23 protein-coding genes and 2 riboswitches are annotated in these 23,840 nt (G+C 40.7%); of the genes, 1 reads left to right on the top strand and 22 read right to left on the bottom strand.

Translation table 11 applies throughout. The annotated features are described in order from the left end of the window. Window positions 1-6: 6 nt before the first annotated feature. The 4 genes from DXB73_RS00910 to DXB73_RS00925 all read right to left on the bottom strand — a co-directional run bounded on the left by DXB73_RS00910 (window position 7) and on the right by DXB73_RS00925 (window position 2,417). Window positions 7-303, bottom strand: a complete 297-nt coding sequence (locus DXB73_RS00910; RefSeq protein ID WP_118507493.1) for a DUF6110 family protein — start codon at window positions 301-303, stop codon at window positions 7-9. Between the two features lie 236 nt (window positions 304-539). Next, window positions 540-971 (bottom strand): flavodoxin, encoded by a 432-nt coding sequence (locus DXB73_RS00915; RefSeq protein ID WP_118689833.1) that lies wholly within the window; start codon window positions 969-971, stop codon window positions 540-542. A 147-nt stretch (window positions 972-1,118) separates the two neighbouring features. Beyond that, entirely contained in the window at window positions 1,119-1,754 is a 636-nt protein-coding gene (locus DXB73_RS00920) for a DUF3793 family protein (protein WP_118507491.1), read from the bottom strand. 429 nt (window positions 1,755-2,183) lie between these two features. Further along, the gene (locus DXB73_RS00925; protein WP_022024653.1) at window positions 2,184-2,417 is read right to left on the bottom strand and encodes a transcriptional repressor; all 234 of its coding nucleotides are present in this window, start codon (window positions 2,415-2,417) and stop codon (window positions 2,184-2,186) included. Between the two features lie 273 nt (window positions 2,418-2,690). Next, window positions 2,691-2,787, top strand: a riboswitch (glycine riboswitch). 13 nt (window positions 2,788-2,800) lie between these two features. Between DXB73_RS00925 and DXB73_RS00930 the strand changes: the two genes are divergently transcribed. After that, window positions 2,801-4,225 carry an alanine/glycine:cation symporter family protein gene (locus tag DXB73_RS00930; RefSeq protein WP_118689834.1) on the top strand — a complete coding sequence of 475 codons (1,425 nt, stop codon included), beginning with the start codon at window positions 2,801-2,803 and terminating at the stop codon, window positions 4,223-4,225. 79 nt (window positions 4,226-4,304) lie between these two features. On the opposite strand, the gene DXB73_RS00935 is transcribed toward DXB73_RS00930, so the two are convergent. From DXB73_RS00935 to DXB73_RS01025, 18 genes are all read right to left on the bottom strand, one after another. Further along, window positions 4,305-5,177, bottom strand: coding sequence for a hypothetical protein (locus DXB73_RS00935; RefSeq protein ID WP_147354443.1), 873 nt, complete (start codon window positions 5,175-5,177; stop codon window positions 4,305-4,307). Between the two features lie 41 nt (window positions 5,178-5,218). Next, on the bottom strand, window positions 5,219-5,950 hold the full coding sequence (locus DXB73_RS00940) for a protein kinase (protein ID WP_147354444.1): 732 nt from the start codon (window positions 5,948-5,950) through the stop codon (window positions 5,219-5,221). Between the two features lie 149 nt (window positions 5,951-6,099). After that, the gene (locus tag DXB73_RS00945) at window positions 6,100-8,694 is read right to left on the bottom strand and encodes a hypothetical protein (protein WP_118689837.1); all 2,595 of its coding nucleotides are present in this window, start codon (window positions 8,692-8,694) and stop codon (window positions 6,100-6,102) included. An 823-nt stretch (window positions 8,695-9,517) separates the two neighbouring features. After that, window positions 9,518-9,955 carry an Hsp20/alpha crystallin family protein gene (locus DXB73_RS00955; protein ID WP_022024589.1) on the bottom strand — a complete coding sequence of 146 codons (438 nt, stop codon included), beginning with the start codon at window positions 9,953-9,955 and terminating at the stop codon, window positions 9,518-9,520. 107 nt (window positions 9,956-10,062) lie between these two features. After that, window positions 10,063-10,761, bottom strand: a complete 699-nt coding sequence (thiE, locus tag DXB73_RS00960; protein WP_118689839.1) for a thiamine phosphate synthase — start codon at window positions 10,759-10,761, stop codon at window positions 10,063-10,065. Window positions 10,762-10,828: 67 nt separating this feature from the next. Beyond that, a complete protein-coding gene (gene thiH / locus DXB73_RS00965) occupies window positions 10,829-12,085 on the bottom strand; it encodes a 2-iminoacetate synthase ThiH (protein ID WP_118689840.1) in 1,257 nt (418 codons plus the stop codon). A gap of 126 nt (window positions 12,086-12,211) precedes the next feature. Then, window positions 12,212-12,982: a thiazole synthase gene (locus DXB73_RS00970; protein ID WP_118507501.1), complete on the bottom strand. Its 771-nt coding sequence runs from the start codon at window positions 12,980-12,982 to the stop codon at window positions 12,212-12,214. Between the two features lie 163 nt (window positions 12,983-13,145). Next, on the bottom strand, window positions 13,146-13,802 hold the full coding sequence (gene thiF / locus DXB73_RS00975; RefSeq protein WP_243103961.1) for a thiamine biosynthesis protein ThiF: 657 nt from the start codon (window positions 13,800-13,802) through the stop codon (window positions 13,146-13,148). A 4-nt stretch (window positions 13,803-13,806) separates the two neighbouring features. Next, entirely contained in the window at window positions 13,807-14,001 is a 195-nt protein-coding gene (thiS, locus tag DXB73_RS00980; protein ID WP_022024584.1) for a sulfur carrier protein ThiS, read from the bottom strand. Between the two features lie 125 nt (window positions 14,002-14,126). Continuing rightward, a riboswitch (TPP riboswitch) is annotated at window positions 14,127-14,236 on the bottom strand. Window positions 14,237-14,361: 125 nt separating this feature from the next. Next, the gene (locus DXB73_RS00985; protein WP_118689841.1) at window positions 14,362-15,651 is read right to left on the bottom strand and encodes a hypothetical protein; all 1,290 of its coding nucleotides are present in this window, start codon (window positions 15,649-15,651) and stop codon (window positions 14,362-14,364) included. Window positions 15,652-15,686: 35 nt separating this feature from the next. Continuing rightward, on the bottom strand, window positions 15,687-16,277 hold the full coding sequence (locus DXB73_RS00990) for an RQC-minor-1 family DNA-binding protein (protein WP_118689842.1): 591 nt from the start codon (window positions 16,275-16,277) through the stop codon (window positions 15,687-15,689). A gap of 101 nt (window positions 16,278-16,378) precedes the next feature. Beyond that, window positions 16,379-17,392, bottom strand: a complete 1,014-nt coding sequence (locus tag DXB73_RS00995) for a virulence RhuM family protein (RefSeq protein ID WP_118689843.1) — start codon at window positions 17,390-17,392, stop codon at window positions 16,379-16,381. Window positions 17,393-17,620: 228 nt separating this feature from the next. After that, complete coding sequence (locus DXB73_RS01000; protein ID WP_118689844.1) at window positions 17,621-18,727, bottom strand: HigA family addiction module antitoxin; 1,107 nt, start codon at window positions 18,725-18,727, stop codon at window positions 17,621-17,623. After that, complete coding sequence (locus DXB73_RS01005) at window positions 18,720-19,067, bottom strand: type II toxin-antitoxin system RelE/ParE family toxin (protein ID WP_118689845.1); 348 nt, start codon at window positions 19,065-19,067, stop codon at window positions 18,720-18,722. Before DXB73_RS01005 ends, DXB73_RS01000 begins: the two co-directional genes overlap by 8 nt. A gap of 314 nt (window positions 19,068-19,381) precedes the next feature. After that, window positions 19,382-20,182 carry a hypothetical protein gene (locus DXB73_RS01010; protein WP_118689846.1) on the bottom strand — a complete coding sequence of 267 codons (801 nt, stop codon included), beginning with the start codon at window positions 20,180-20,182 and terminating at the stop codon, window positions 19,382-19,384. 489 nt (window positions 20,183-20,671) lie between these two features. Further along, entirely contained in the window at window positions 20,672-21,619 is a 948-nt protein-coding gene (locus tag DXB73_RS01015; RefSeq protein WP_147354445.1) for a hypothetical protein, read from the bottom strand. Window positions 21,620-21,832: 213 nt separating this feature from the next. Next, a complete protein-coding gene (locus DXB73_RS01020; protein WP_118689848.1) occupies window positions 21,833-22,648 on the bottom strand; it encodes a hypothetical protein in 816 nt (271 codons plus the stop codon). Between the two features lie 114 nt (window positions 22,649-22,762). Beyond that, on the bottom strand, window positions 22,763-23,812 hold the full coding sequence (locus DXB73_RS01025; protein WP_118689849.1) for a virulence RhuM family protein: 1,050 nt from the start codon (window positions 23,810-23,812) through the stop codon (window positions 22,763-22,765). Window positions 23,813-23,840 lie beyond the last annotated feature (28 nt).

Below are 23,840 nucleotides of genomic sequence, written 5' to 3' on the forward strand. Positions count from 1 at the left end.
CGTTAATTATTCTTCTGTTGTTTCCGCTTCTACAGTCTCTTCCTCACCAAGAACCTCTTCTGCTTCCGCACGGTCCTCATTGATCTGCTGTGCCTCTGCATAAATATCCTCGGCATTCTCCTGCACTTTCGTTGCTGTCTTTAATACACACTCCTTAGCACGAAGAACGGCTGCTGTACAATTTGTATAAAGCTTCTTTGCATCTTTGCTGGATAATACTTTGATACCTGCAGTACCAAATGCTACACCGGCTGCAAACACTCCTAATTTTTTACCATCCACTTTTTTTAAACAATCTAACATATGCTTCCTCCATTTCCGAAGCATCACAAAACCGTGCGCTTCTGCTATGATCTATTGTAGAGAATTCTCAAAAAAGTATTATACATTACGATTTTTTGAATTTCCAGCCAAAAGCGGCCTTATTGATATATTTTATCAATAAGACCGCTTTTAGACTTAAATCAAAAGAATCCATATAATAAATTCATGACAAAATGCTCCCAGAATGCTTTTGCCACGAAATGATACACCTAAACTTATGCGTTCACAAGCTGTTTACCAATCTCGATGCAGTTTTGTAATGCAGCCTCATCCGGCGCTTCCTGACAGATCACGCCTTCACCGCCAACCAGTGTTGCTCCGGCAGCGGTCATGCGGTCTTCCCAGTCGCGCATCCACTGACCATCTCCCCATCCATAAGAACCAAATAACGCGATCTTTTTGCCATTGGCAAACCTCTCAACATCCTGAACAAAAGGTTCCATCTCCATTTCCTCAAGCACCTCAGCGCCCATCGCCGGGCATCCCAATGCAAATGCACCCTCTGCTTTTAAATCTGCAATATTAGCATCGCTTACAAATACAACATCCGCCTCACCACCGGCTGCCGTAACACCCTCGCCGATTGCCTCTGCCATAGCCAGTGTGTTGCCACCTTGTGTCCAGTACACAATTGATACTTTGCTCATAATAATCCTCCATTCTTTTATGTTCCCGTTATCCTGCAATCTCGTTTTGCTGAATATCAGGCACCATATTTATACCGCGAAGTTTCTTCGCCTATATTATTTGTAACGATACAGAATCACAGTGCATTCCCGGATCATGCCCCTATCTCACGAAGCAAAAAGATAATCCTGCGAAATTGCTCTGCTTTCCGCATCAAGAGCTACCCCTACAATATCCTCCATCCCAACGCCACAATACAGCAGATCCAAAAGCCACTCTCTTGCTTTATCATATTGTGCAAACAACCGAAGCTTCTTTTGCGGTTCTGCATACACTTTCCAATACCCCTCACACAAAGAGTTCTTTCCTTCGTATATAATAAAGCCTTCCACATCCTCCGGCGGATATCCGAGCAGTACTCCCATCTCGTGCGGGAACTGCTGTTTTTTTTGCATATATCGGATATATCTGCTGCGAAACTTGGTCAATACCCGCTCCAAGTGCAGATCCCTATAGCCCAAACGATGCATCAATATCCGCACCTCCTCTTGCTGTAAAAACTGCTCCAGCCATTCTTTTTGATAGATCAGCAACGACACCGACCCATTTCTTCCGCCCAAACCGCAAAATGAAAAATTGCTTTTATCCAATATTTCACATAATCTTTTATAATGTCTGCTGTCAATCTGAAACAGATTAGACACCTTCAAACCGGTAATAAGCGGTGCACACTGAAACGCCAATTGCAATTCTATCTCATCCAAATCTGCATTCTGCATGATTTCCCAGGTTTCTATTCGCATGACCGTTCCCTCCTTTTAAGTTAGTCTCTGCTAACTTATCTGTATGATAACTAACTCCTTTCCATTCGTCAATACATACTTCTGATACGTTTTCTCATTTTGTTCAGTCTCTGATGAGTACATACCTAAAGGAGTGCCTGAGATGTCCCGGTTTAGCAAGGTAATTGCTATATTTTTTTGATGGCAGGATTCACTATCTAATAGCTGCAAAATATAATTAGACCATCGTCATAATAAGCAATATGTGATTTGAACAGTAACTTCCGGTATGGGAAGTTACTGTAGTGAGCAGTTTCCTATAAAGTAACAAAAAAAGGCATCAACATAAGTTTCTGCCTTTTTTGTAGAATTCATACGGAATAAAAACATAAATGCACACAATATGTTTTTGTCCCCTATATAAAATGCTTTTGCAAAACAATCTATTAACTACATTACCTTAAACATATTCTTGCGGCTGATCACTCCGATTTCTTCCAGAGAATTGATCATACGATATACGGTTGCCACACCGATCTTGGAGTCTTTCTTGGATGCCTTAAAATAAATTTCTTTGCAACAAGAACAATCCTCCTCCAGAATAATATCTAAGAGTATCATACGCTGCTTCGTAATTCTGCAGCCGGAGTCTTTCATTTTCTGAATAATCACTTCTTTTGCCATCACAGTACCCTCTTCTTTCTATAACTTATTATAGTTAGCGTTTACTAACCCACCTTCAAAAAATAATGCGAAATAATTTTTATTTCACGGTAGTTAGTATAATCTAACTTCTATTAGTTGTCAATGCTTTTTTCTTTTTTCTTGAAAAAAAATAGGAGACGTTATATAGTATATGTTGTGTGTTTCGATATGAAGTTTACAGGAAAATGGTGGTTTCACCTGCCGAAGGAGTAACACTCTCAGGTGCCGTGCAATACGGTGTAACTGTAAATGGATCGACTCTCTGGAGAATTCTGCGGTTTTGGCAGATACCGAAGGTGCAACAAGCCTATGGCTGGAATCTCTCAGGTAAAAGGACAGAAAACAAAAGAAAGGTAAAAAAAATGTGGAAAGAAATCAATAATTTTCTCGTAACTGTTGACGATTTAGTATGGGGCGTCCCTCTGATCATATTGATCATGGCAGGTGGACTTCTTCTAACAACCCGTATCAAACTACTTCAAGTTCGCAAACTTCCGTTAGCACTCAAGTGGATGATCAAAAACGAAGAAGGTGGCGAAGGTGAAATTTCTAGTTTCTCGGCACTTTGTACAGCACTAAGTGCTACGATCGGTACCGGCAATATCGTCGGTGTCGCAACAGCAGTAGGTGCCGGTGGTCCCGGTGCTTTATTTTGGATGATCGTCGCAGCCTTCCTAGGAATGGCTACAAAATTCTCCGAAGGATTACTTGCTGTAAAATATCGTGTTGTTGCGAAAGATGGACATAGCTTAGGCGGTCCTTTCTATTATATAGAGCAGGGAATGGGCAAGCGTTGGAAATGGCTCGCAAAAATATTTGCATTTTTCGGCGTATGCGTTGGATTATTCGGCATCGGTACCTTTAGTCAGGTAAATGGTATCTCCAGTGCCGTAAACAACTTCTTTGATCCAAATAATACACACCGTGTAAAATCCATTCCTTTTTTGGCAGATTATTCCTGGTCTGTTGTGATCGCTTCTTTAATCTTAACGTTCTGCGTTGCCGCCGTATTGATCGGTGGTGTAAAGCGAATCGCAAGCGTCAGTCAGGTTATCGTACCATTTATGGCAATTTTATATTTCGTCGTTGTTATTATCTTAATTCTTTGCAATATTACAGCACTACCGGCAGCAATTAAAACAATCGTTGTTGCAGCATTTACGCCGAAGGCCGTCACCGGCGGAGCCGTAGGAAGTATGTTAGTTGCTATGCAGAAAGGTGTTGCAAGAGGTATCTTTTCCAACGAAGCCGGTCTTGGTAGTGCACCGATCGCAGCAGCTGCTGCACAGACCAATGAGCCTGTTCGCCAGGGTCTTGTCAGCATGACCGGTACTTTTATTGATACAATCGTAATCTGTACATTGACCGGTCTGTCTATTGTACTTACCGGAGCTTGGAAAGTACCAGGCTTAGAGGGCGTTCAGGTAACAACTTATGCATTCCAGAAAGGACTACCTTTCCCGAATGAATTTGCTGCTTTTGTGTTAATGCTATGTCTGGTATTCTTCGCCTTCACAACGATCCTTGGATGGGATTATTACAGTGAGCGCTGCTTAGAATACTTAAGCGGAGGTAATATGAAGCATGTGAAGATCTTCCGATATATTTATATCCTTGCGATCTTCATCGGACCATATATGACTGTAAAAGCTGTTTGGACGATTGCAGATATCTTCAATGGATTGATGGCATTGCCAAACATGATCGCATTATTCGCACTGAGCGGTGTTGTTGCTAAGGAAACAAAAGATTTCTTTGAACGACATAAACGAGGCGAGATCAAATAATGCCTACGAAATGCTAGGCAATGCAATGCAGACCTTACAAACCAAGAAAAAACCGGAAGAAGAGTAGAGTGTTTCCACTCTACTCTTCTTCCGGTTGAATATATTCACATAATATTTCTGACAGGTACGACATCTCTGTGTCCCCAAAACAGGACAGCAGCACAAAATCTAACCGATATCTCGGATTTAATGGTGCCATATCGCATTTTTGCAGGGCTTCCTCTGCCATCTGCTCAAACATCTCTTTCGCTTCCTGTTGATCGTATTCCCTATCCTGCTTTTCATTTTCCTCCAGATAACGGTGTACTGCAACCCACTGGATCATAGGCAGGATATCCGAACGCTGCACCTGACGACAGCGCTGTTTTTGACTTTTTATCTTGATCGACCACTTCTTGTCCCTCGTCTTGGCATACTCACTGGATAATCGGAATAAACACTCCTTTTGCTTGGATACCGTCAATAGCTTAGATACATAATCATCGGTCATAAAGTGAAATTCCGACGGCATATTTTTAAGCTGTTTCTGAAAAACGATGCTCCTGCCACTATCCCGCTCTTCTTGCGGAATCAAAATAGCTGCATACAGTTCGCGCAGCATCACCAGATTCTTTTCCATTTTGGAATAATACAGCAAATGATCCCGTTGTATGCTTCGTAATGAATTTTGGTCAATGCCCGGATCTTTACGTCGCTTTTTATTTTTCAAATACTGCACAACACCTCTATCATAATCCGGTGTCTTGTATCCATGTTCTGCCGACCATTCCTTAAAATCCGTCTGCTCCAAAGCACGAACAAGACGTTCATGTACTTCTTTGTTGGCGTAATACACGATCTTTTCCCGGTATTCATGGAACACTTTCAGTCCCATTTTACCATAGCCCTTAAACATCGAAGCATGATCTAACATCCATTCCAGAAAATCAGCCGGTTCTTTGTCTTTTTGCACTCTGTACATATTCCATAGCTGGCTGGTATGACTCTTTTGCTTTAATTCCGTGTCCTCGCTCGCTTCCTGTCCTGTTTGTATATAGAAGTCCGCGTCTTGTCATCAATGGCATTTGCATGTCTGACTGCGCCAAAATCAATCAATACGCCATTGCCCTCTGCATTTATGATCACGTTATCCGGGCTGACATCTTGATGAACAAGACCCCTCTGATGCAGGTCCAGCAATGCCCGGATCGGATTGTGCAATATATTCCAACAATTTTGTGGTGAAAATGGTCCATTCCGTTTCACATAATCCTTAATGCTGCCTCCACGCACATAATCCATAACCAAATATACACTGTCATTTTCTTCAAAAAAACTGCGTGTACGGACAATGCCTTCCTGTGTGCCAAACTGTGACAGCACTCTGGCTTCTTTGAGAAAATCGTCCTTGCCACGTTCGAATAACACTTTGGATTCCGGAGTATACGGGGTAACCTGATAAGATGATCTGGTTTTATCGCATTTTCGCCAAACCAGACCATTTGGGAAATATTCTTTGATCGCCACAGCGATTAAAAGCGTCAGATCCAGACCGATATATGTAATACCAAATCCACCTTCACCAAGCACACGACCAACCAAATATTTGCCGTGAAATAACTTACTGCCATGTGGAATATGATGCGGAGCATCCGAAATCTTCTCTGCTGCCAGACCGCAATGTGGACAAGTTCCATCCCAACTCAATGGCTGCATACAATTCATACAATACTTTTTGTCTTCCAATGTCTGTACTACTCCCTTATGTGTATCAATGCTGATATACTGATTTTGTCTATTGTTTTCTTAATTATATGTCATAGTTGTCTATCAATTTCTTATTTTTTTATCCGTTTTTTCCCATCCGACACAACAGCTGTTTAAAAAGTAATGCGCTAGGATAACCGCATTTTCTTTACTTTCGTAAATTTGCTGTACTTCCGGCGACCGTTTACTTTCCTGTAGATACGTATCTTGTACGTCACGGTTTTCATCTTCCTGCTATAGGCAATGTTAATCTTGCGGTGTCCACGCTGCAAGTAATTGTTCATAAGTTTGATCTGTCGAAAACCTTTCGCAGTTTTACGGTAAAATTGCAAATAACAATTTTGTTTTTTGCGCAGAGACACCTGAATATACCGCTGACCGGCTTTGGTCTTCTTGCGGACTACTTTCACGCGCGGTGCAGGATATTTCTTCGGTGCTATCGTGGGTTTCCATGGGTGCTTTGTCGGTGCCGCCGGACGCTTTGTCGGTACAACCGTTGGTCGTTTCGTCGGAACCGCTGTTGGACGGATGTTCGGTGCCACAGATGGCGTAACACTTGGGTTAGCTGTCGGACGGATGTTCGGTGCCACAGATGGCGTAACACTTGGGTTAGCTGTCGGACGGATGTTCGGCGCCACAGATGGCGTAACACTTGGATTCGCTGTCGGTGTTTTCGTTGGTGAACTCGTGGGTGCCGCACTTGGTTTTGGCAACAAGGAAGCACCGTCCACCAGTCTATCGGTCGAATATCCGCTTCTCGTCAGATCGATCGTGAGATTTAACGTAGGATACGTATCGTCTCCCTGCAGCCAAGACAGATAATCCCCTTTCGCTCCATTCTGTGCTGAAACATATGCATTTAAGGCTTCAGCCAGTGAGGAAGTGTGCGCATAAGACGCTGCATTCTCACTAATGAACGCCGCAGAAGCCTCTCCTGCTCTTTGTGCACGATCGATCTGATGAACCTCCATGATCGTACCATTCCCCTCTTTTCCAAATAGGGGCAGAGCTGATACCGAAGCTTCATAACAATTTTCCCATGCGGTCGCAGCAGCATTTCCGGATAGTCCGCCACCAGTCACCGCATGATAGTCGATTTGTTCTTCACTTTTCGAATCACTGTCAAATTGCACCGTTCCATAATTTACACAGTTCGTCATGGCATGCTGCTGCAGTAAATTCCAAATAGTTGATCCTGTCTGTTCTGCCTCACAGCCTCTGCCCAATATACCGCCAATCGCCGCCTCTGCATACGTATCCTGTACTGTATAGAGCAGCGTTCCGAAGTTCGCAATATTAGAAAGCCTTAGCAGAGGATAGGCACCGTCTCCGACAACGCCACCAATATAGCTGATGGAATGCTGCCGTTCGATCAACGTTCCGGTATTAACTGTATTAGAAATGATCCAGTCACAGCTTCCGTCATTCCAGCCACCGCCCAATATACCACCTACGCTAACCGGTGCCGCATTACAGGATTGCTCTCCGGAACTGATATTTCCTGCATTACGACATCTGTTAATCGTAATTCCGTTTAATGTATACCCGATAATCCCACCTGCATATTGCTTCATACTCCCACTCGTCTCGGAACACCCATGTACGGTCCCCTCATTCACACACTCAGACATCTGCAAATACGTCAAGGCTGCATTCCAGCCGCAAATCCCCCCGGTATAACACATCCCATAAACATCTGCGGAATTGCAGCACCCCATAATTTCGCCAGCAGATATTAGACCGCTCACTCCACCGGCATTACTTCCATGCACAACGCCTCCCTGCACCCGGCAATCTCTAATAGAACCATAACTACTGCCTGCGATTCCACCAACATTTAGATTAATGTTCTCTCCACATATACCTTCTGCAATCACCTGATTGTTCTCAGAGGTGCATTGTTCTACAACTGCTTTTTCCGTCACACGGCTGGCAAAAGCACCAACATCCCACGCTGAGTACCCACGCTCCACATCAACTATGATGCAGTTCCTGGCACAACAGTTCACAATCGCGCCCTGTAACTCTTTCGCAAACAATGCACAATCAGTTGCCGCAATTTCTGCGCATCCTTCCAGAACCAAATTGACCACTGCACCTCTCGCATTTCCGAAAATCGCACTCGATCCTCCAAGCAAAGCCCCCGATATCCGATGATGATTTCCCTGATACACACCATGAAAATCGTGACCGTGTAACCATAGAAAATCTTCCGACATACCAAGTGCTGCATACGAAGCGCTGCGATCGGAATTGTCCGGCTGATACGCAGTTCCATCCGATGCAACGGTGCATTTTAACGCATCACCATCATAAACAGCAATACGTTTCAAAGATTTATCATATCGAAAGTTGTAGTCACTGAGCGCAATGTCTGCTGTCTGCACAAAAGTCAACCCAAATCCGGTCACTTTTTGCATAATCTTCATATAAGCACGAAGATCGTCCGCATTGGATATCGTGACAACCGATGTATCTTTTCCAATGGTTGACATATTTTGATAATAATCACACGCAGATACTCCTTGTGTGACGTCCGGTGTCTGTGTAGGGATTCCCGTTGCACTTTCCGACAGTTGTGCTGATGTCTCTATAGTATCTTCTGATGTCTGTGCAGAGGCATATTGCACACCGTGAATATTAATCCTCTCTATATATGGTTCCAATCCGACCAAAACAGCAACAGCCATGATCGCTGCGATTGCTTTCTTATAGTACCTCATTCCTTACCTCCTGCCACTATATATTCGCTATAACAGTGTAGCAAACAAAGAATTTATTGTCATATATGTTAATCCTCTACTGCAAAATGTTCATTCTCACAGTCTGTTTTATTTTAGCACAATCAAGAGGTATTCACAATGAAATAAAATACTCAAACCTGCCATACCTCAAATTCTCCACAACCACATATTGCTTATTATATCAGCAATAAATAAAACATTTTGCAGCCAATACATTAAATTGTTCTGCCATCTGAGAACTAAGATAATTGCCGCAGAACGCAACGTTTTTACGTGATTTCTTATTTTGTTAAGTCTCTGATGCATACATGCCTGAAGGAGTGTCTGAGATGTCCCGGTTTAGCAAGGTATCATCCATTTTTGGACGGGACGCTTTCGCTACGATGCGCTACGTCACGTTACTTAATGTCTCTGAAATACGAGACATAAGTAACGACGAGCGCAAAGTCCCTTTCAAAAATGATGATTACCTTGCTTCCGGGACGTCGAGTTCTCCGAAGGGCATGTAAATCAATCATCAGAGACAACAAAATCTAGAAATCACTAAAAACGAAAATGCGGCAAGGCAATTGCTATAGTTCTCAGATGGCAGAAACCACTCTTTGGTGGCTGCAAAATGCAATATAGTCATTGACATAATAAGCAATATGTGGCTTTGCAAAAACTTTCGGTATGGGAAGGTTGAGCAAAATGCGGTACCAAACAGCACAAAAAGGCGCCATACCTTACGGTATGACGCCCCTGGTCACGAAAGCCTTTGCAATTCCATCTATTTGTTAGGGACAAACTTTCTAACCTCACATTATCCTTCAATGGCAATGTGTTTCGTCTGCTCTACTGCTTTGGCTTCTTTCTTCGGCACGGACAGTTTCAAGATACCATCCTCATATTTCGCATGAACATCTTCCTCCGTGATCGCATCACCAACATAAAAGCTGCGGCTCATTGAACCGGCATAACGCTCCTTGCGGATATATTTGCCTTTCTTATCTTTTTGCTCTTTGTCTAGGCCCTTGGATGCCTGTATCGTCAAATATCCGTTATCCAACTGTGCTGTGACTTCATCTTTCTTAAAGCCAGGCAGGTCGATATCCAATTCATAACCATCTTCGGTCTCACGGACATCTGTTTTCATCTCGTTCTTTGCATGCTTGCCATACAAAGCCTTGTCAATATCCGGGAATGAAAAATCCATCCAATCATCAAATAAGTTTTCTCCAAAAATACTAGGCATTAACATAAGTCATTCCTCCTTCAACTTTTTAATGCTCACACATGTAAAAGTTACATTTTTGGAACTTGGGATTTGAATCTTACTTCTTTTTCTTTCCTCTTCCTTCGTTCTGATTATGTTATACCACTATTATTAGCACTCGTCAAGAGTGAGTGCTGATATTTTTTGTGAATTTTCTGTGAACTCTTTTGCTTCTCTGCCTGTGCTCGTAATTCTTTAGCCGCTAATGCCGGATCTGGCGCTTTCATGATCGCCGACACTACGCAGATCCCTGCGATTGGAATGCCGTCCAATATATCCAGGTTATCCTTATTCAGGCCGCCGATCGCATTGACCGGGATAGGCACTGCCTCACAGATGTCCCGCAGTGTATCTGTCGAAGTCAACACGGTTTTTACTTTAGTTGTTGTTGGGTAAATCGCTCCCACGCCTAAGTAATCGGCCCCCTGCTCATAGACATCCTGCGCCCAAGGAACTGTCTTTGCCGTCGCACCAACGATCTTATGATCGCCCATCAAACGTCTGGCTGCCGCAACCGGCAAGTCACTGGCACCAACATGTACACCCTCTGCATCAACCGCAAGTGCTACATCCACACGATCGTCAATCAATAACGGCACATTGAACTTCTGCGTGAGCGCATGCACCTTGATAGCAAGCTCCATATATTCTCTGGTCGTCTTTTCTTTTTCACGAAGCTGCAGCATCGTTGCTCCTCCGATCAATGCCTGCTCGACCCGGTACAAAAACTCCTCTTCCGTAAATCCGGTACTGTCCGTAATAAAATATAAACTCGGATCAAAATTTCTCATTATCCTCCACCTTTCCATCTTTTAATAGGGACACTTCTGACAAGGTTTCCCCTTATTTACAGAGCAATTAACCGATATAAAGATAATCGTTCAAGACCGGCTGCAATCCCTCTTCCGCGATATCCTGATACATCTTATCCAGACTGCGGCTGTCGTTGATCTCAAACTGCTCATCGCCCTGTGGTTCTTCGTTTTCTTTGCCATTGTACTTACTGTCGTGATCCCCGATTCCGGTAGAAACCCCTGCTGATACTTTCGTTGCCGCTATTTTTACAATGCCATCACGAAAAGAGGCGCTCTCACGTGAGGATACCGTAATGCCCACAAATGGCAGAAAAATGCGATAAGCACAGATGATCTGACAAAGCTGCTTTTCGTGAACATCCAACGGATTGATCTTGTCATTGTTAATGATCGGTCTTAGTCTCGGACAGGAAAGAGACATTTCCGCATGCGGATACTTTCTCTGTAAATAATATACATGAAGTGCGCTGGCAAGTGCGTCTTTACGAAAATCGGACAAACCAAGCAACGCCGAAAATGCCACGCCTCTCATTCCTCCCCGCAGTGCTCGCTCCTGCGCATCAAAGCGATAAGGCCACACGCGCTTGTGTCCCATCAAATGCAGCGTTTCGTACTTGTCCGTGTCATAGGTTTCCTGAAATACCGTTACATAGTCTGCGCCACACTCATGCAAATAACGATATTCATCGGTATTGACCGGATAGATTTCAAGTCCAACCATCCGAAAATATTTTCTCGCTAATTTACAGGCTTCTCCAATATATTCTACCGAACTTTGCCCTCTGCTCTCGCCGGTCAGGATCAAAATTTCTTCCATGCCGGAATCCGCAATAACTTTCATTTCCTTTTCGATCTGCTCCATCGTCAGCTTCATGCGGTTGATGTGATTATAGCAATTAAAGCCACAATACACGCAGTAATTTTCACAATAATTGGCAATATACAACGGTGTAAAAAGATACACCGTGTTACCGAAATGTTTACTCGTTTCTCTTCGTGCACGCTCCGCCATCTGCTCCAAAAAGGGTTCTGCTGCCGGAGAGATCAACGCCTTAAAATCCTCAATTGTACATGTCTCATGCTCTAATGCCGCCCGCACATCTTTTGCCGTATAACGATCTGCCTCATACTGTTTCATCTGAGTCATCACCTTACCACAGACGTCTGACTCAATGATCTCCATTCCCGGTAAATATTCCATATGATCTTTTCTGGAAGAAGGATCTGTCTCAAGACGGTGCTTTACCGCAAGAGCCTCCGGGGAAAGATACTCAGAATCTACTAAAAATTGATTTTCCATTTTATATTCCTTTCCTATATAGGATTATGGTGTCAATAGTCCCTTTCTATGATAGGATTATGGTGTCTATAGTCCCTTTCTATGATAGAGCTATTCAAACTTTTTGACACCTTAATCTGTATCGCCTTAGTCGCGCAAAAATCCGGTCAACGGATCGGAAGCAGATGCACCACGCGTCAATACCCTTCCAATTCCCGCCAGATATGCTTTTCTTCCGGCCTCGATCGCTGCCTTGAACGCAGATGCCATCATTGGCAGATCTCCTGCGGTTGCAAGTGCTGTATTTGCCATGATCGCCGCTGCACCCATTTCCATTGCTTCACACGCCTGCGATGGTTTTCCAATACCGGCATCTACAATGATCGGAAGGTCGATCTCATCGATCAATATCTGAATAAACTCCTTCGTAGCCAATCCTTTGTTGGATCCAATCGGTGAAGCCAACGGCATCACGCAAGATGCACCGGCGTTCACAAGATCCCTAGCCGTATTGAGGTCCGGATACATATATGGCATAACCACAAATCCTTCTTTCGCAAGAATTTCTGTTGCACGGATCGTTTCCTGATTGTCCGGCAATAAATACTTCGAGTCGCGCATGATCTCTACTTTAACAAAATCGCCACAGCCCAGTTCACGCGCCAAACGTGCAATACGAATGGCTTCCTCAGCCGTTCTGGCGCCACTGGTATTCGGCAATAACGTTATCCCTTCCGGAATGTAATCCAAAATATTTTCCTGCTCTTTCGTATTGGCACGACGCACTGCAAGCGTAATGATCTCCGCTCCGGCGTCTTTTACTGCCGCCTCGATCAACTTCATGGAATATTTTCCAGAACCTAAAATAAAACGAGAATTGAACTCGTGTCCACCAATTACTAATTTGTCATTTTTCATGATAATCTCCATTTCTGTTGTATGTGTCATTTATTTGGCTGCTTCTTTCCGTTGTGAAACCAGCGTCTGATTTTGGCCGGCTGCTTCTTTCCATTGTGAAACCAGCGTCTGTTTTTGGCCGGCTGCTTCTTTCCGTTGTGAAACCAACCTTTTAGTTTGCTGTCTACTGCTCCTTTGCGAGGATGCGCAGGATCGTATGTGCCTGATGTGCCGCACAGATCATCACTCTGGACGCCACTAATCCAACGCCGTCCGCAACATCACTGCATCCATCACCGCACAAATAAAAATGCTCCGTCAATTTCCGCGTCCGGATCATATTAGGATCCCCAAATCCCGCCATACCGGAGTCCGCCACAAAATACTTTTGTGGAAACTGCTCCAACACGAGGTTCGTAAGCATTGCCTTCGCTTCCGGATTGTCAAACGCTTCACATACAATGTCCGCCTCCTGCAAAAGAGCAACCGCATTTTCCGTTGTAATGCGCACAGTATGTATCTCCGTATCAATATAAGGATTGATCTCCCGCAGATTCTGTACCATCGCCTCTGTCTTGGGCATTCCGATCTGCGTGATCTTGTACTGCTGACGGTGAAGATTCGTAATATCCACGCAGTCAAAATCCATCAAGATCAATTTACCAATACCGGCACGCGCCAATGCGGTCGCTATGTTCGAGCCAAGTCCGCCCAATCCACAAACAGCAACTGTTGCAGCCGAAAATGCTTTCTGCCGTTCCTCTCCATGGCGCATCGTGAGCGCCGCCATCCATTCTTCCTTTGTGGAGATAGCAGAGCTCTGTTCCCTGTTCATCGACATTTCATCAACCACCTCCTACAAAGCTGACAACTTCTATGCTGTCTTCATCCTGCAAAACCACATCATCATATTGCGATTTAAAAACAATTTCTCCATTGCGCTCTACCGCAATTCGCTTTGGATCATACTCTGTTGTTGTCAGATATTCAGAAATTGTCTTTCCTGCAAGATCTAACAACTCACCATTTACTTTTACCATGCTTCTCCTCCTCTGTTGGTAATGGATCCTAGTGCCAAAATCCACTGACACTTTAATCCAATAATGAAAACAAGAAGTTTCCTATAAAGTAAAAAAACAGGAGACATCTGATGCCTCCTGCAAAAAATCTTCTTATCATGACTTCCTACGGCGGCATTATCCGCATCAGGTTAAAGGGTCGAAGTTTGAGCACTTCCTCTCAGCCTGCTATATTCAAGCTCCCCTGTTTTTATTATATTATGACCTTCGTATGCAAGATCAGGCCCCGTCATCCTCTGACAGGCACAATGCATATCGAACGACCTCAGTTATCATTATACACAAAAAAGAAATCAACGCAACGATAAATGAGAATATCTTTCAAAAATTTACTCTTTCTATACTCGCTGTTTTATTAGAGGACGTATCCGTGATCGGAAACGTCAACGCTCCCGCCAGAAATCCAACTATCAATATAATAATAACCGCCCATTTGGGAAATGCAGCGCCCTTATCCCGAATATGATCGCCAACCAGCGGATTGATCATTATCGCTGTGATCAAATAAATAATACCACTCACAATACCTGCATTTGCAAATCCTGCAATAGCGAAAAGCAGCACGAATACAGACAGAAACCAAAAAATAATATTATAGATCAATGTGGCAACCGAACTGAGCGTACTCAGATAACCTGCATTATCCACTCTCTGCTCTATGTGCGCGTTTCTTTCAGCTCGTTCTGCTTCGCTTTTGGTCTGCCAAACTGCCTTCTGCTCCGCTTGTATCCCTTTTAATGCATCCTCATACGCTGCACTTTGTGACATTCTTTGTGCATCTGTATTATTTAAATACTGCAAATACTGCTCATCCGACATTCCCCGCTGCTCTGGAGTGCGGTACATAGCCGGAATATCATATGTTGGTCTGTCGTTGATGGCGATCTGGAGCTCTGACTGCTTGGCCGCGATCTGCGCTTCGATCTCTTTCACAGACTGTTCCTCCTCCGGCTGCAAAAAGTGCGATGGAACAGGCATCTTAGCTAATTTGCCAAGCTGCGCAATAATACTCTGTGCTTCATTTCTGGCATTTACAAATGCAGCACTCGTTTGGTCTACTTGATTCGAGAGCAATACCACCTCTGACATAAAACCATCAATATTGACCATAACGCCCAGATGAGTACAGGTAGGTATCTGATCAGACACCGTAGTCCCGATGGTCTTTCCATCCATTTCGCCAAGCCCAACAGCCCCAACTGCTGCTCCAAGCGGTCCAAATAGCATGCCTCCGGCTACAGCGCCTCCTAAAGAGGCATGTTTCTTTGATTTGGTTTTGGAACTCTCCCGGGTGACAACACGGCAACCGGTCATCATGTTCATTTCCGCACCCCGAATGCTCGAAAATAAGACCGTTGTATTATTGATCTGTATTTTTCCTTCTGTCCGATTGACCCCAATTGATCCGCCAGCCAGGCTTTCCCATCTGTCATTGGCAATACGCGTAATTTCGCGAGTTCTCTTTTTAGACAGTGCCTCTCTCTCATGTTCAATCTTCTTGATCCGCTTATTATAGGCATTGTCACTATTCTTGTGAATTTTAGCAATCACTTTGCTTCGATATTTCGGATCGTTCACAAACTTATATAATTCTTTTTCTTCATTCGCCATTGTACTGTCCTCCATTAAAAAATCAAACTCATTTTCTATTCTGATAGGTTTGTTCTGTTTTTAATCGTAGTTTCAACATCTGTGATCCGTGCTGCAACTTTTTTCACTTCCATTCGTCTCCACGCTTCTAAGCAAGCTAGAAATTCATCTGTTCCTTCTGCCTCTATTTTGTCAAGCACACGCAAAACAACCTGTCTGTTTACTTCTTTTAATTCGAAAATGACACGAGCATGTTTTTCTTTTACATCCAAACAAAATCTTTGGTAAAGTTCTTCCGCAAATGTTTCCTTTTCTATCTCCCATCCTTGTTCGGAAAACACCAATAAAGGAAGTCGATAATCATACTTAATCCTGAGGTAATCTTTCTCAATCATCCAATCAACACATTTGCTAATATCATTTAGTTTTAGGCTATGATAATATCCATACGCCGGGCATTCATTCAGTTTGTATTCCAATATCTTTTTATCCTTTGAACCTTTTAATAGTTTGGCAAGCATGTTTCTCCCACCGGTAAAAATCAGTTCATCTGCACCTCTTAAAATCATCCGAATATCTTCCGGTGGCAAATCCTTAATTTCTCCTGCATCAAGAACAACCGGCACTCTGCGTATTTTTTTGCTCATTTGTTATCCTCTTGTCCTTCCTCAAGTAATAATCTGACTTGTTTAATTTGGTAAACACTGTTTCCCCAATTTAAAACACATAATATGTATGCAATCTCATGTTATCTCCTTTTCACTTCCTTGGAAACTTCTTTAATGCTTTCAAGATATGCTTTTTCGACTGGCGTCAAAGTAATCTCCTGATATTTTCTGTATTCTGACTTTGCTTTCTCCAATGCCAGTTTATGACTTACAGAACCAGCTCCAGTTAAAAGTTTTCTATTTCCGGATGACAACACGCTATCCAGCTGCTTAACATAATCATCCATATACATTGGCTTATGCTCAATTGCATTAATTTCAGCCAGATCAAAATAACCAGAAACAAGATTGTTTAATACTTTGAGTTCATTTTCTTCAAGATAATTCTTTGCAATTCCTATATCCTTTAATGCTGGTAACTCTCCGGCAAATGAAGTAAGCCCCATAAATGGCTTTTCTGCATCTGCCCGCTGATATATAACCTCTGCCGCAGTATGACCATGTGCTGCATAGTGAAGTTTATTTTGAACAATTTTAAAGAATCTAACAGACTCTTCGCTATGAGGATTGTAATCTACACTCGTAGCATACAAATCAAGAACCTGACGATACAAGACCTTTTCTGAGGATCTTATATCCCTGATTCTGTCAAGTAACTCTTTCCAGTAATTTCCTCCACCATTTCCTTTCAAACGCTCGTCATCTATCGTAAATCCCTTAATCATATATTCTTTTAACCGCTTTGTTGCCCACTGCCTGAATCTTGTTGCAATCACTGATTTAATACGGTATCCAAGAGATATTATCATATCAAGATTATAATGAGGAATCTGCCTTGTCACCTCACGATTTCCTTCTTTTCGAACCTGTCGGAAATTCCGACAGGTTGAAATTTCGTCTAATTCACCCTCCTCATAAATATGCTTAATATGTTCTACTACATTTGTTCGAGAAGTTTGGAATAATTCTGACATCTGCTGTTGTGTCAGCCATACTGTATCATCTTCTATTTTAACTTCTATATTTGTCTGTCCATCATCAGTCTGATATATAAGTATTTCCCCATATTCATCGGTTCCAATTTTATCTGCCATAAGCACTTCTCCAATCCATTACTTCTTAGTTATGAAATGTGAACTCATGTGTTCACTATTGCCCCAATTAAATCTTATCATCATCCAAACCTCTGTTCAACCAAAACTTTTCCCAAGATTCAAATCCGGATTAACCAAATTAATCAACAAAGTACTTAAGCAATGTCCACATCTTACACATGAGCAAACAGGCTAAAAATTCCTCTGTTTCTTCTTCAATGCTACTATTTATGCAGTATGCTTTATTTCTATCATATACTTTTCTTTTAGCTTAGAGCATCTGTTCTGTGCGATGATACCTTCACGTTGCAATCTTCCCGCCACAATTCCCGGATGAATTGCTATCGATTTGGCGAACTCCACAATCTCTTCATCGGAAATATATCTTGTTGGAGCCAATCTTTTATAATCCGCAGGTGAAATCAAATAGTTCATCGCAAACTTATCTGCCTCTAGTTCCAAATTATTGTTAATATCCATCATTTCTTCAACCGTACTACTGATAAACACTGTTTTTATTTTTTGCTGAAAAACATGCTTAATTTCATGAAATAATGAAAACCAAAACTTATCTGCATTCAGTCCTCTATTATTCATCGCAAGCACTACTCTATCCTCAGATACCCACTTGACAGCACCATTCACACCTGAATTTTTCAAATGTGGTAATAAAACAAAAGCGATACCGCATTCAGCAAAGATTTCACGCATCTTTGGCAAAAATTCCTCTGGTTTCTTAACAGTCATACTTCTAAGCTCTGGCAAATACTCTTTTAATCTCTCAGCATTATAAGACTTCGTCTCAATACTTTTTGAGATATTCATAGCTGTTTGAATCCATGCTCTAGAATTAATGATGTTCTTCTCACTATTACAAGATGAACTTGATCTGAAATTCACCAAAAAATCTGGCTGTAACATAATTCTTAAGTCAGCAACCTTGAAAAATTTACATAGATTTGCCACTTTATCATTGATATTTCTTGCAATTGGCAGACCAATAACATCTACAAAATACTTATAATCAATTTCCCGTGCAAGTTCTGCCTGTGCATCAAAATCACTAACCTGCTGTATCTCAATCAACTTTTGATCATAAGTATTCTGTAAATTCTGCCAAACTTCTACACTCGTTCCAAGCATTACAGAAAGCTTCTTTGCTAAGTCATTTGAGATATTAGCCTGCCCATTGAGCAACTTACTTAACGTCTTTGCTGTTGTTCCCATCCTTGTGGCAAACTCATTCTGACTTATTTCCATATCATCGATAATATCTGCAATATAATATCCAGGGTGAAATGCCACTATATCTTTGTATTCCTTCACATTACTCATAATGGTTCGACACCTCCGTCACCTTCACAATTTTAATCATTTTACATTGAGCTAAAATGTCCCCTTCTGTAATCTCGTTCCCATCGTTATCACAAGGAATCATTGTAACTCTATATCCTGTATTACCTAATCGTATACTCCATTCGTCTTTTCTATCCCCTTTTAAATGTTCAAAATGAAATGGAATATAATTAGCAATATCCATTAAAGACTTTGCATTACGTATATAGTTTTCTGCAGATTCAAGCTTCTTTTTTACTTGCTCAGGATATCTCCATCTTTTCTTATATTCAGAACAAAACTGTTTCTTTGCAGTTTCATTCTTATACAGTATCCTCATCCCCAAACTTAATTATCCCCTCCTTTTTTATTTTTATTACCTTTTAGGTAATGAAATTTTATCACCATTCAATTGTAATGTAAATACCTTTCTAATATTTTATTTTGATTTTTTATTATGAATATCATCGTTTGTCACAAATCGTACCATAGACTACTATTGATCATGTGTCAAGCAGTTATTCGATATTTTTGAATAACTGAATCCTCCTACAACTCACTGTCCTCGAATATCTTTTTATATTATAATTGATTGTATTCATACTATACTACAAGCAATATGTCATTTATCGTGGTTATTTTCCATGCGCCATGCTAATTTTCATCAAATAACCATCTATCCAAATCAGGAAATTCATCTTCTACTTCAACTACTTTAATAATATTATTGGCTGGAATTTCAAATTCAATTCTTCCATCATATTGATGTGCCGCCTCATCTTTTCTTATATCCAAATGAATCCACTCTTCCAGCATATATCGTGCGATATCTTGCTTTTCAAATCTATCTATTTTAGAAAATGGAATGGAAAATTCAACAACATAAGGTTTCCCCAGTTTTATGATTTCCCTATATTTTTTCAGATTTCCATCACGCTTTATGCTCTCCAACGCAAATTCCAAAAACTCACCGCCATATGTAGCCAAAAATTTATCATAATCTTTATAGTAATCAAAATCATATATAAAACAAATTTCATTTTTTCTGCGATTACTGCCATTGATCTCCCATCGATCACGCTCCTTCCTAACCTTACAAATTATGTCAACTATCATTTCCTGTGGAATCTCCTGTTGCTGCATATCTTCCCTCAAGGACTGTATGTACCTCTCATCAGAAAAAATCAATCCATTGCACATAACTTTGGACGGATCCGCAAGTCTTGTATTATGATATGCAATTATACTATGGTCTTCTAACAGCGTCATCAATTTGTTATGGATCTTTCCAAATTCAGAATTTATATCCCACATTTTCGATGACGCATAATCATTCAAGAATTTTGTTTCTATCAGCTCTCTTTTAATATTTTCTGGGAAGTTCGAAATACTCTCTCTCACCTTTTTGATTTCAATTGAATATGTTTCTGGTTGAAATATTTTAATTTGTGTCATAGTTTTCTCCTCATATAATCAAGTGCTTTTTATTGTAAATTCAAGTTTTCTAAACTTTTATATCTCAGTGAATAAGCCATAGCTATGTGCATTCCGATGTGTCAAGTACTAACATAGCAGTTTTTTTGGTATACGAAATAAAACGTCAGCTTTTGTATGGATACCTCATATTCTTCGCTAAACATATTTCTGTCCCCCCTTACACTACACCACTCACGTTATCATCTTGTTTTACCGTACCACGATACACAGCTTTTTGCAATACACTGTGCACCCAAGATTGATTGCCGTTACCTCCTCATCCTTATCTGGCTATACAAAATATCCCCTTGTTTCTTGTATATTTTCAAACGTCTCCAGCTTCTTTTTCTTCTCCTGAATCATTTGCGCATCTAAGAATTTTTAAATTCAGATAAAAAATGGTCTATATTTAAAATCAACTTTCATGTCCCACTGTTTGGAAAACCTTATTTTTATATCATCCTTTATTTACTTTTTACCAAATAGCTTGTACCAAAAACTTGATTTTATTTTTGTGTTCTCCTGCTCTGTAACTTTCAATTTCGCCTCAAAACCAGATAATTTATTTTTGTATACATTAATATTCCTATCAAGTAATTGAATCCGCTCCCTTAACTGTTTATTAGTGTCAATAACTTGACCATATAGTTTCTTAACCTGATTCAATTCAGCTATCACTCTTTCTTTTTCTCTCTTTTCATCTTCATACAATTTTGTAGAAAAATACTTCCTAGATATTGGATCTACTAATAGTTCACCCCAAATATATCCACCATTTTTCCCATCTAACTTTTCTTTTATTCCAATAGTTTGCTTCTCTTCGTCCTCTGCATTGTTAAAATTTTCTCTGACATTCCATTTACTGACTGTAAATTCTAAACATGCAAGTCCTTTTTGTTTCATTTGGCTTATCTTTTTACTATCTACCGAATGAGTATCTTTTATTTCAATTGCGAGTTGACCTTCCCATTTTTCAACATAAATTGCTGGATCCGCTTTCGTGAAATTTACAAGTAAATCAACAATTCGTCTACTTCCATCTTCCATAAGTATACTTTCTTCTTGCAATATTTCATCAGGATATATCGTTAAAGCTTTACCCTTCCACCTTATTTCTAGACGCTCAATTCTAGAAATACATTCTTTAAATAATTCATGTCTATATGATTCTTCACTGCCTTCTCCTTTATGTTCGAAATCAGCATTATAATATCTAAAATAACTATTCTTTAGTATACCATTTTTTCCAGTTTGAAAAACCATCCTCACTTTATTTTCCGGTTTTCTACAAATACTATAAATGTTATTTTTATATTTTTCCCAAAGGTCTGGACGATTTTGTTTCCAATCTAATGCATCCCATATCGTAATTCTTCTATATTTTCCGTCTATTAATAAATCTGCTCTTCTTTTCAATAACATCATCTCCTTCTTGATTTTTTACTAATAAGTTCTATACTCGTCCATCATTTTCTTCAGTACAAGTGCATTCTCGTATTCCTCTTTAAATGCATTGCATTGAATTGTCCTGCAATTTCTGCAAACTGCTTATTTAAGTCTATCTACAAACCTTTTCCCATCATCATCGTAACCTGCAATCGTCTTCGTAAATGCATTTGGAAACATTTCCTATCCCACTATCTCTAATTCATTAATATTGGCTATATTATGTCCATAAAAGAAGACTCTCGGGCCCTGATCCTTCCATGTGATTTTATCTGCACAGTTTTGACCATGAAAATCTGAAATACACTTGCATCGAGTAACTACGCCCTTATCGGTAACAATATCAAATACTACTTCTACAATTACTTTGTATGCACTCTGCTTTATTGCATTTTCGAACTCAATACGTTTTTTTGAATCTATAATATATGTCATTTCAAACTTTATCTTCCCATCCTGATGAATTGCAATTCTAGAGTACTGATTCGAGCGATTTTCCCCAAATAAATAGCAACTCATGTTCTGATTACTTTCATCACTACAAAATATATTGCAATCTTGTATATGTATCAATACCGGTATGCTATTTCCTATACTTGTTCCATTAAACGTAAATTTATACCCAACATTTATCGCGCTTTCAATGCATTCCTTATCATTAATTATCTGTTCAGAATGTATGTTCAAATTAACAGGTTTATCTGCTTTTTGCTTTATACATATACTGTCCATCAGTATCATACTACTGTAATTTGCAATATAATTATTATTTTCCATTTCCTGCAATCGATCATTTTGCTTATATGCTACATATCCCAATACAATAGTGCCTACTGCGCCAAATATACTTGCTGTATAATTTAGTGCATCTCCAGCACCCCACTCGGCAGAAAAAATACCATCTGTATGCACTTTAAATAGTATATTTACCACTAAAGCCAAAATTAGTGCTATTAAAACGACTACTATACCAATCCATATTAACTGCTTTTTCTTCATTGCACATCTCGAATCCTTTCTTTATACAAATTAACACGCTGCGCCATCTTAAATTTCTTCTTTGACAACTTCCATGTACTCAACCTTGGCAAGCCAAAAAATTTAAGAGCAAAACTACTCCTTCTTCGCATTTTCTTCTAGTTCCAACATGTATTTATCGAAGTCCGACATAAATAATCTATCCTGGATGACACGATATTTTTCAAATTCAGTTTCAGCTTTTGCCTTGGCAATCTCCGCAGTGATTTTACCTGCATCCTGAAGAATCTCTCTGTCATCCGCCATCAGGAAGAGATCTAGACGCTTTGCCCAGTCCTCCATTGTCATCGGAATATGACGTTCTGCACGATCCTCTGCTAAATCCAGATAAGCAGATACAATACGCTCCAGTGAGCGCATTTCCTGCTCACTCAGATAATTCTTTGCAACATTAACATCACTTTTTACGATTTTGCCTTCCGGTGCTGCTGCCCAAGTGGTTAATCCCATGTGTGGCTTGTCTGCATCTGCTCGCTGATAAATCAACTCTGCTGCCGTATGTCCATGAACTGCATAATGCATCTTGTTTTGAACCTTGGAAAAAAAATGCTTGGTTGTTTTTGCTGTTCGGTCATAATCAAGAGCTGTCGCATAGATGTCTGTTATCTTTTGATAAAATCTGCGCTCAGAGAGACGAATTTCACGAATCTGCTCAAGCAAACGGTCGAAATATTCTACTGTAAGTACGGAACCACCATTTTTCAGACGCTCATCATCCAGGACCCAGCCTTTGATGGTGTAGTCCTTGACGATGCTGTTGGCCCATTTACGAAACTGCACTGCACGCTCATTATTCACTTTAAAGCCGACAGCGATGATCATTTGAAGATTATAATGCTTTGTATCACGAGACACCTGACGCGAACCTTCAGTTTGAACTATTCGGAAATTCCGAATAGTTGCAGACTCTTCTAATTCACCATCTGCATAAATCTTTTTAATATGTTCATTTATCGTTGGCAAACCAATGTCATATAGTGTAGCCATCATCTTCTGTGTCAGCCATATATTCTCATTCTCGTAGCGCAGCTCAATACTGTCCTGCTGATCACCGCCAGAGGCAACATAGGTTAAGTATTCTGCTGCACTGGAACGAATAGTTATTTCATCTTTTTTCTTTTTCAAATAGGATTCCCTCCTCTAAGATTCTAAG

Source organism: Clostridium sp. OM05-6BH (assembly GCF_003481635.1).
In the GTDB taxonomy this organism is placed as follows: domain Bacteria; phylum Bacillota; class Clostridia; order Lachnospirales; family Lachnospiraceae; genus Butyribacter.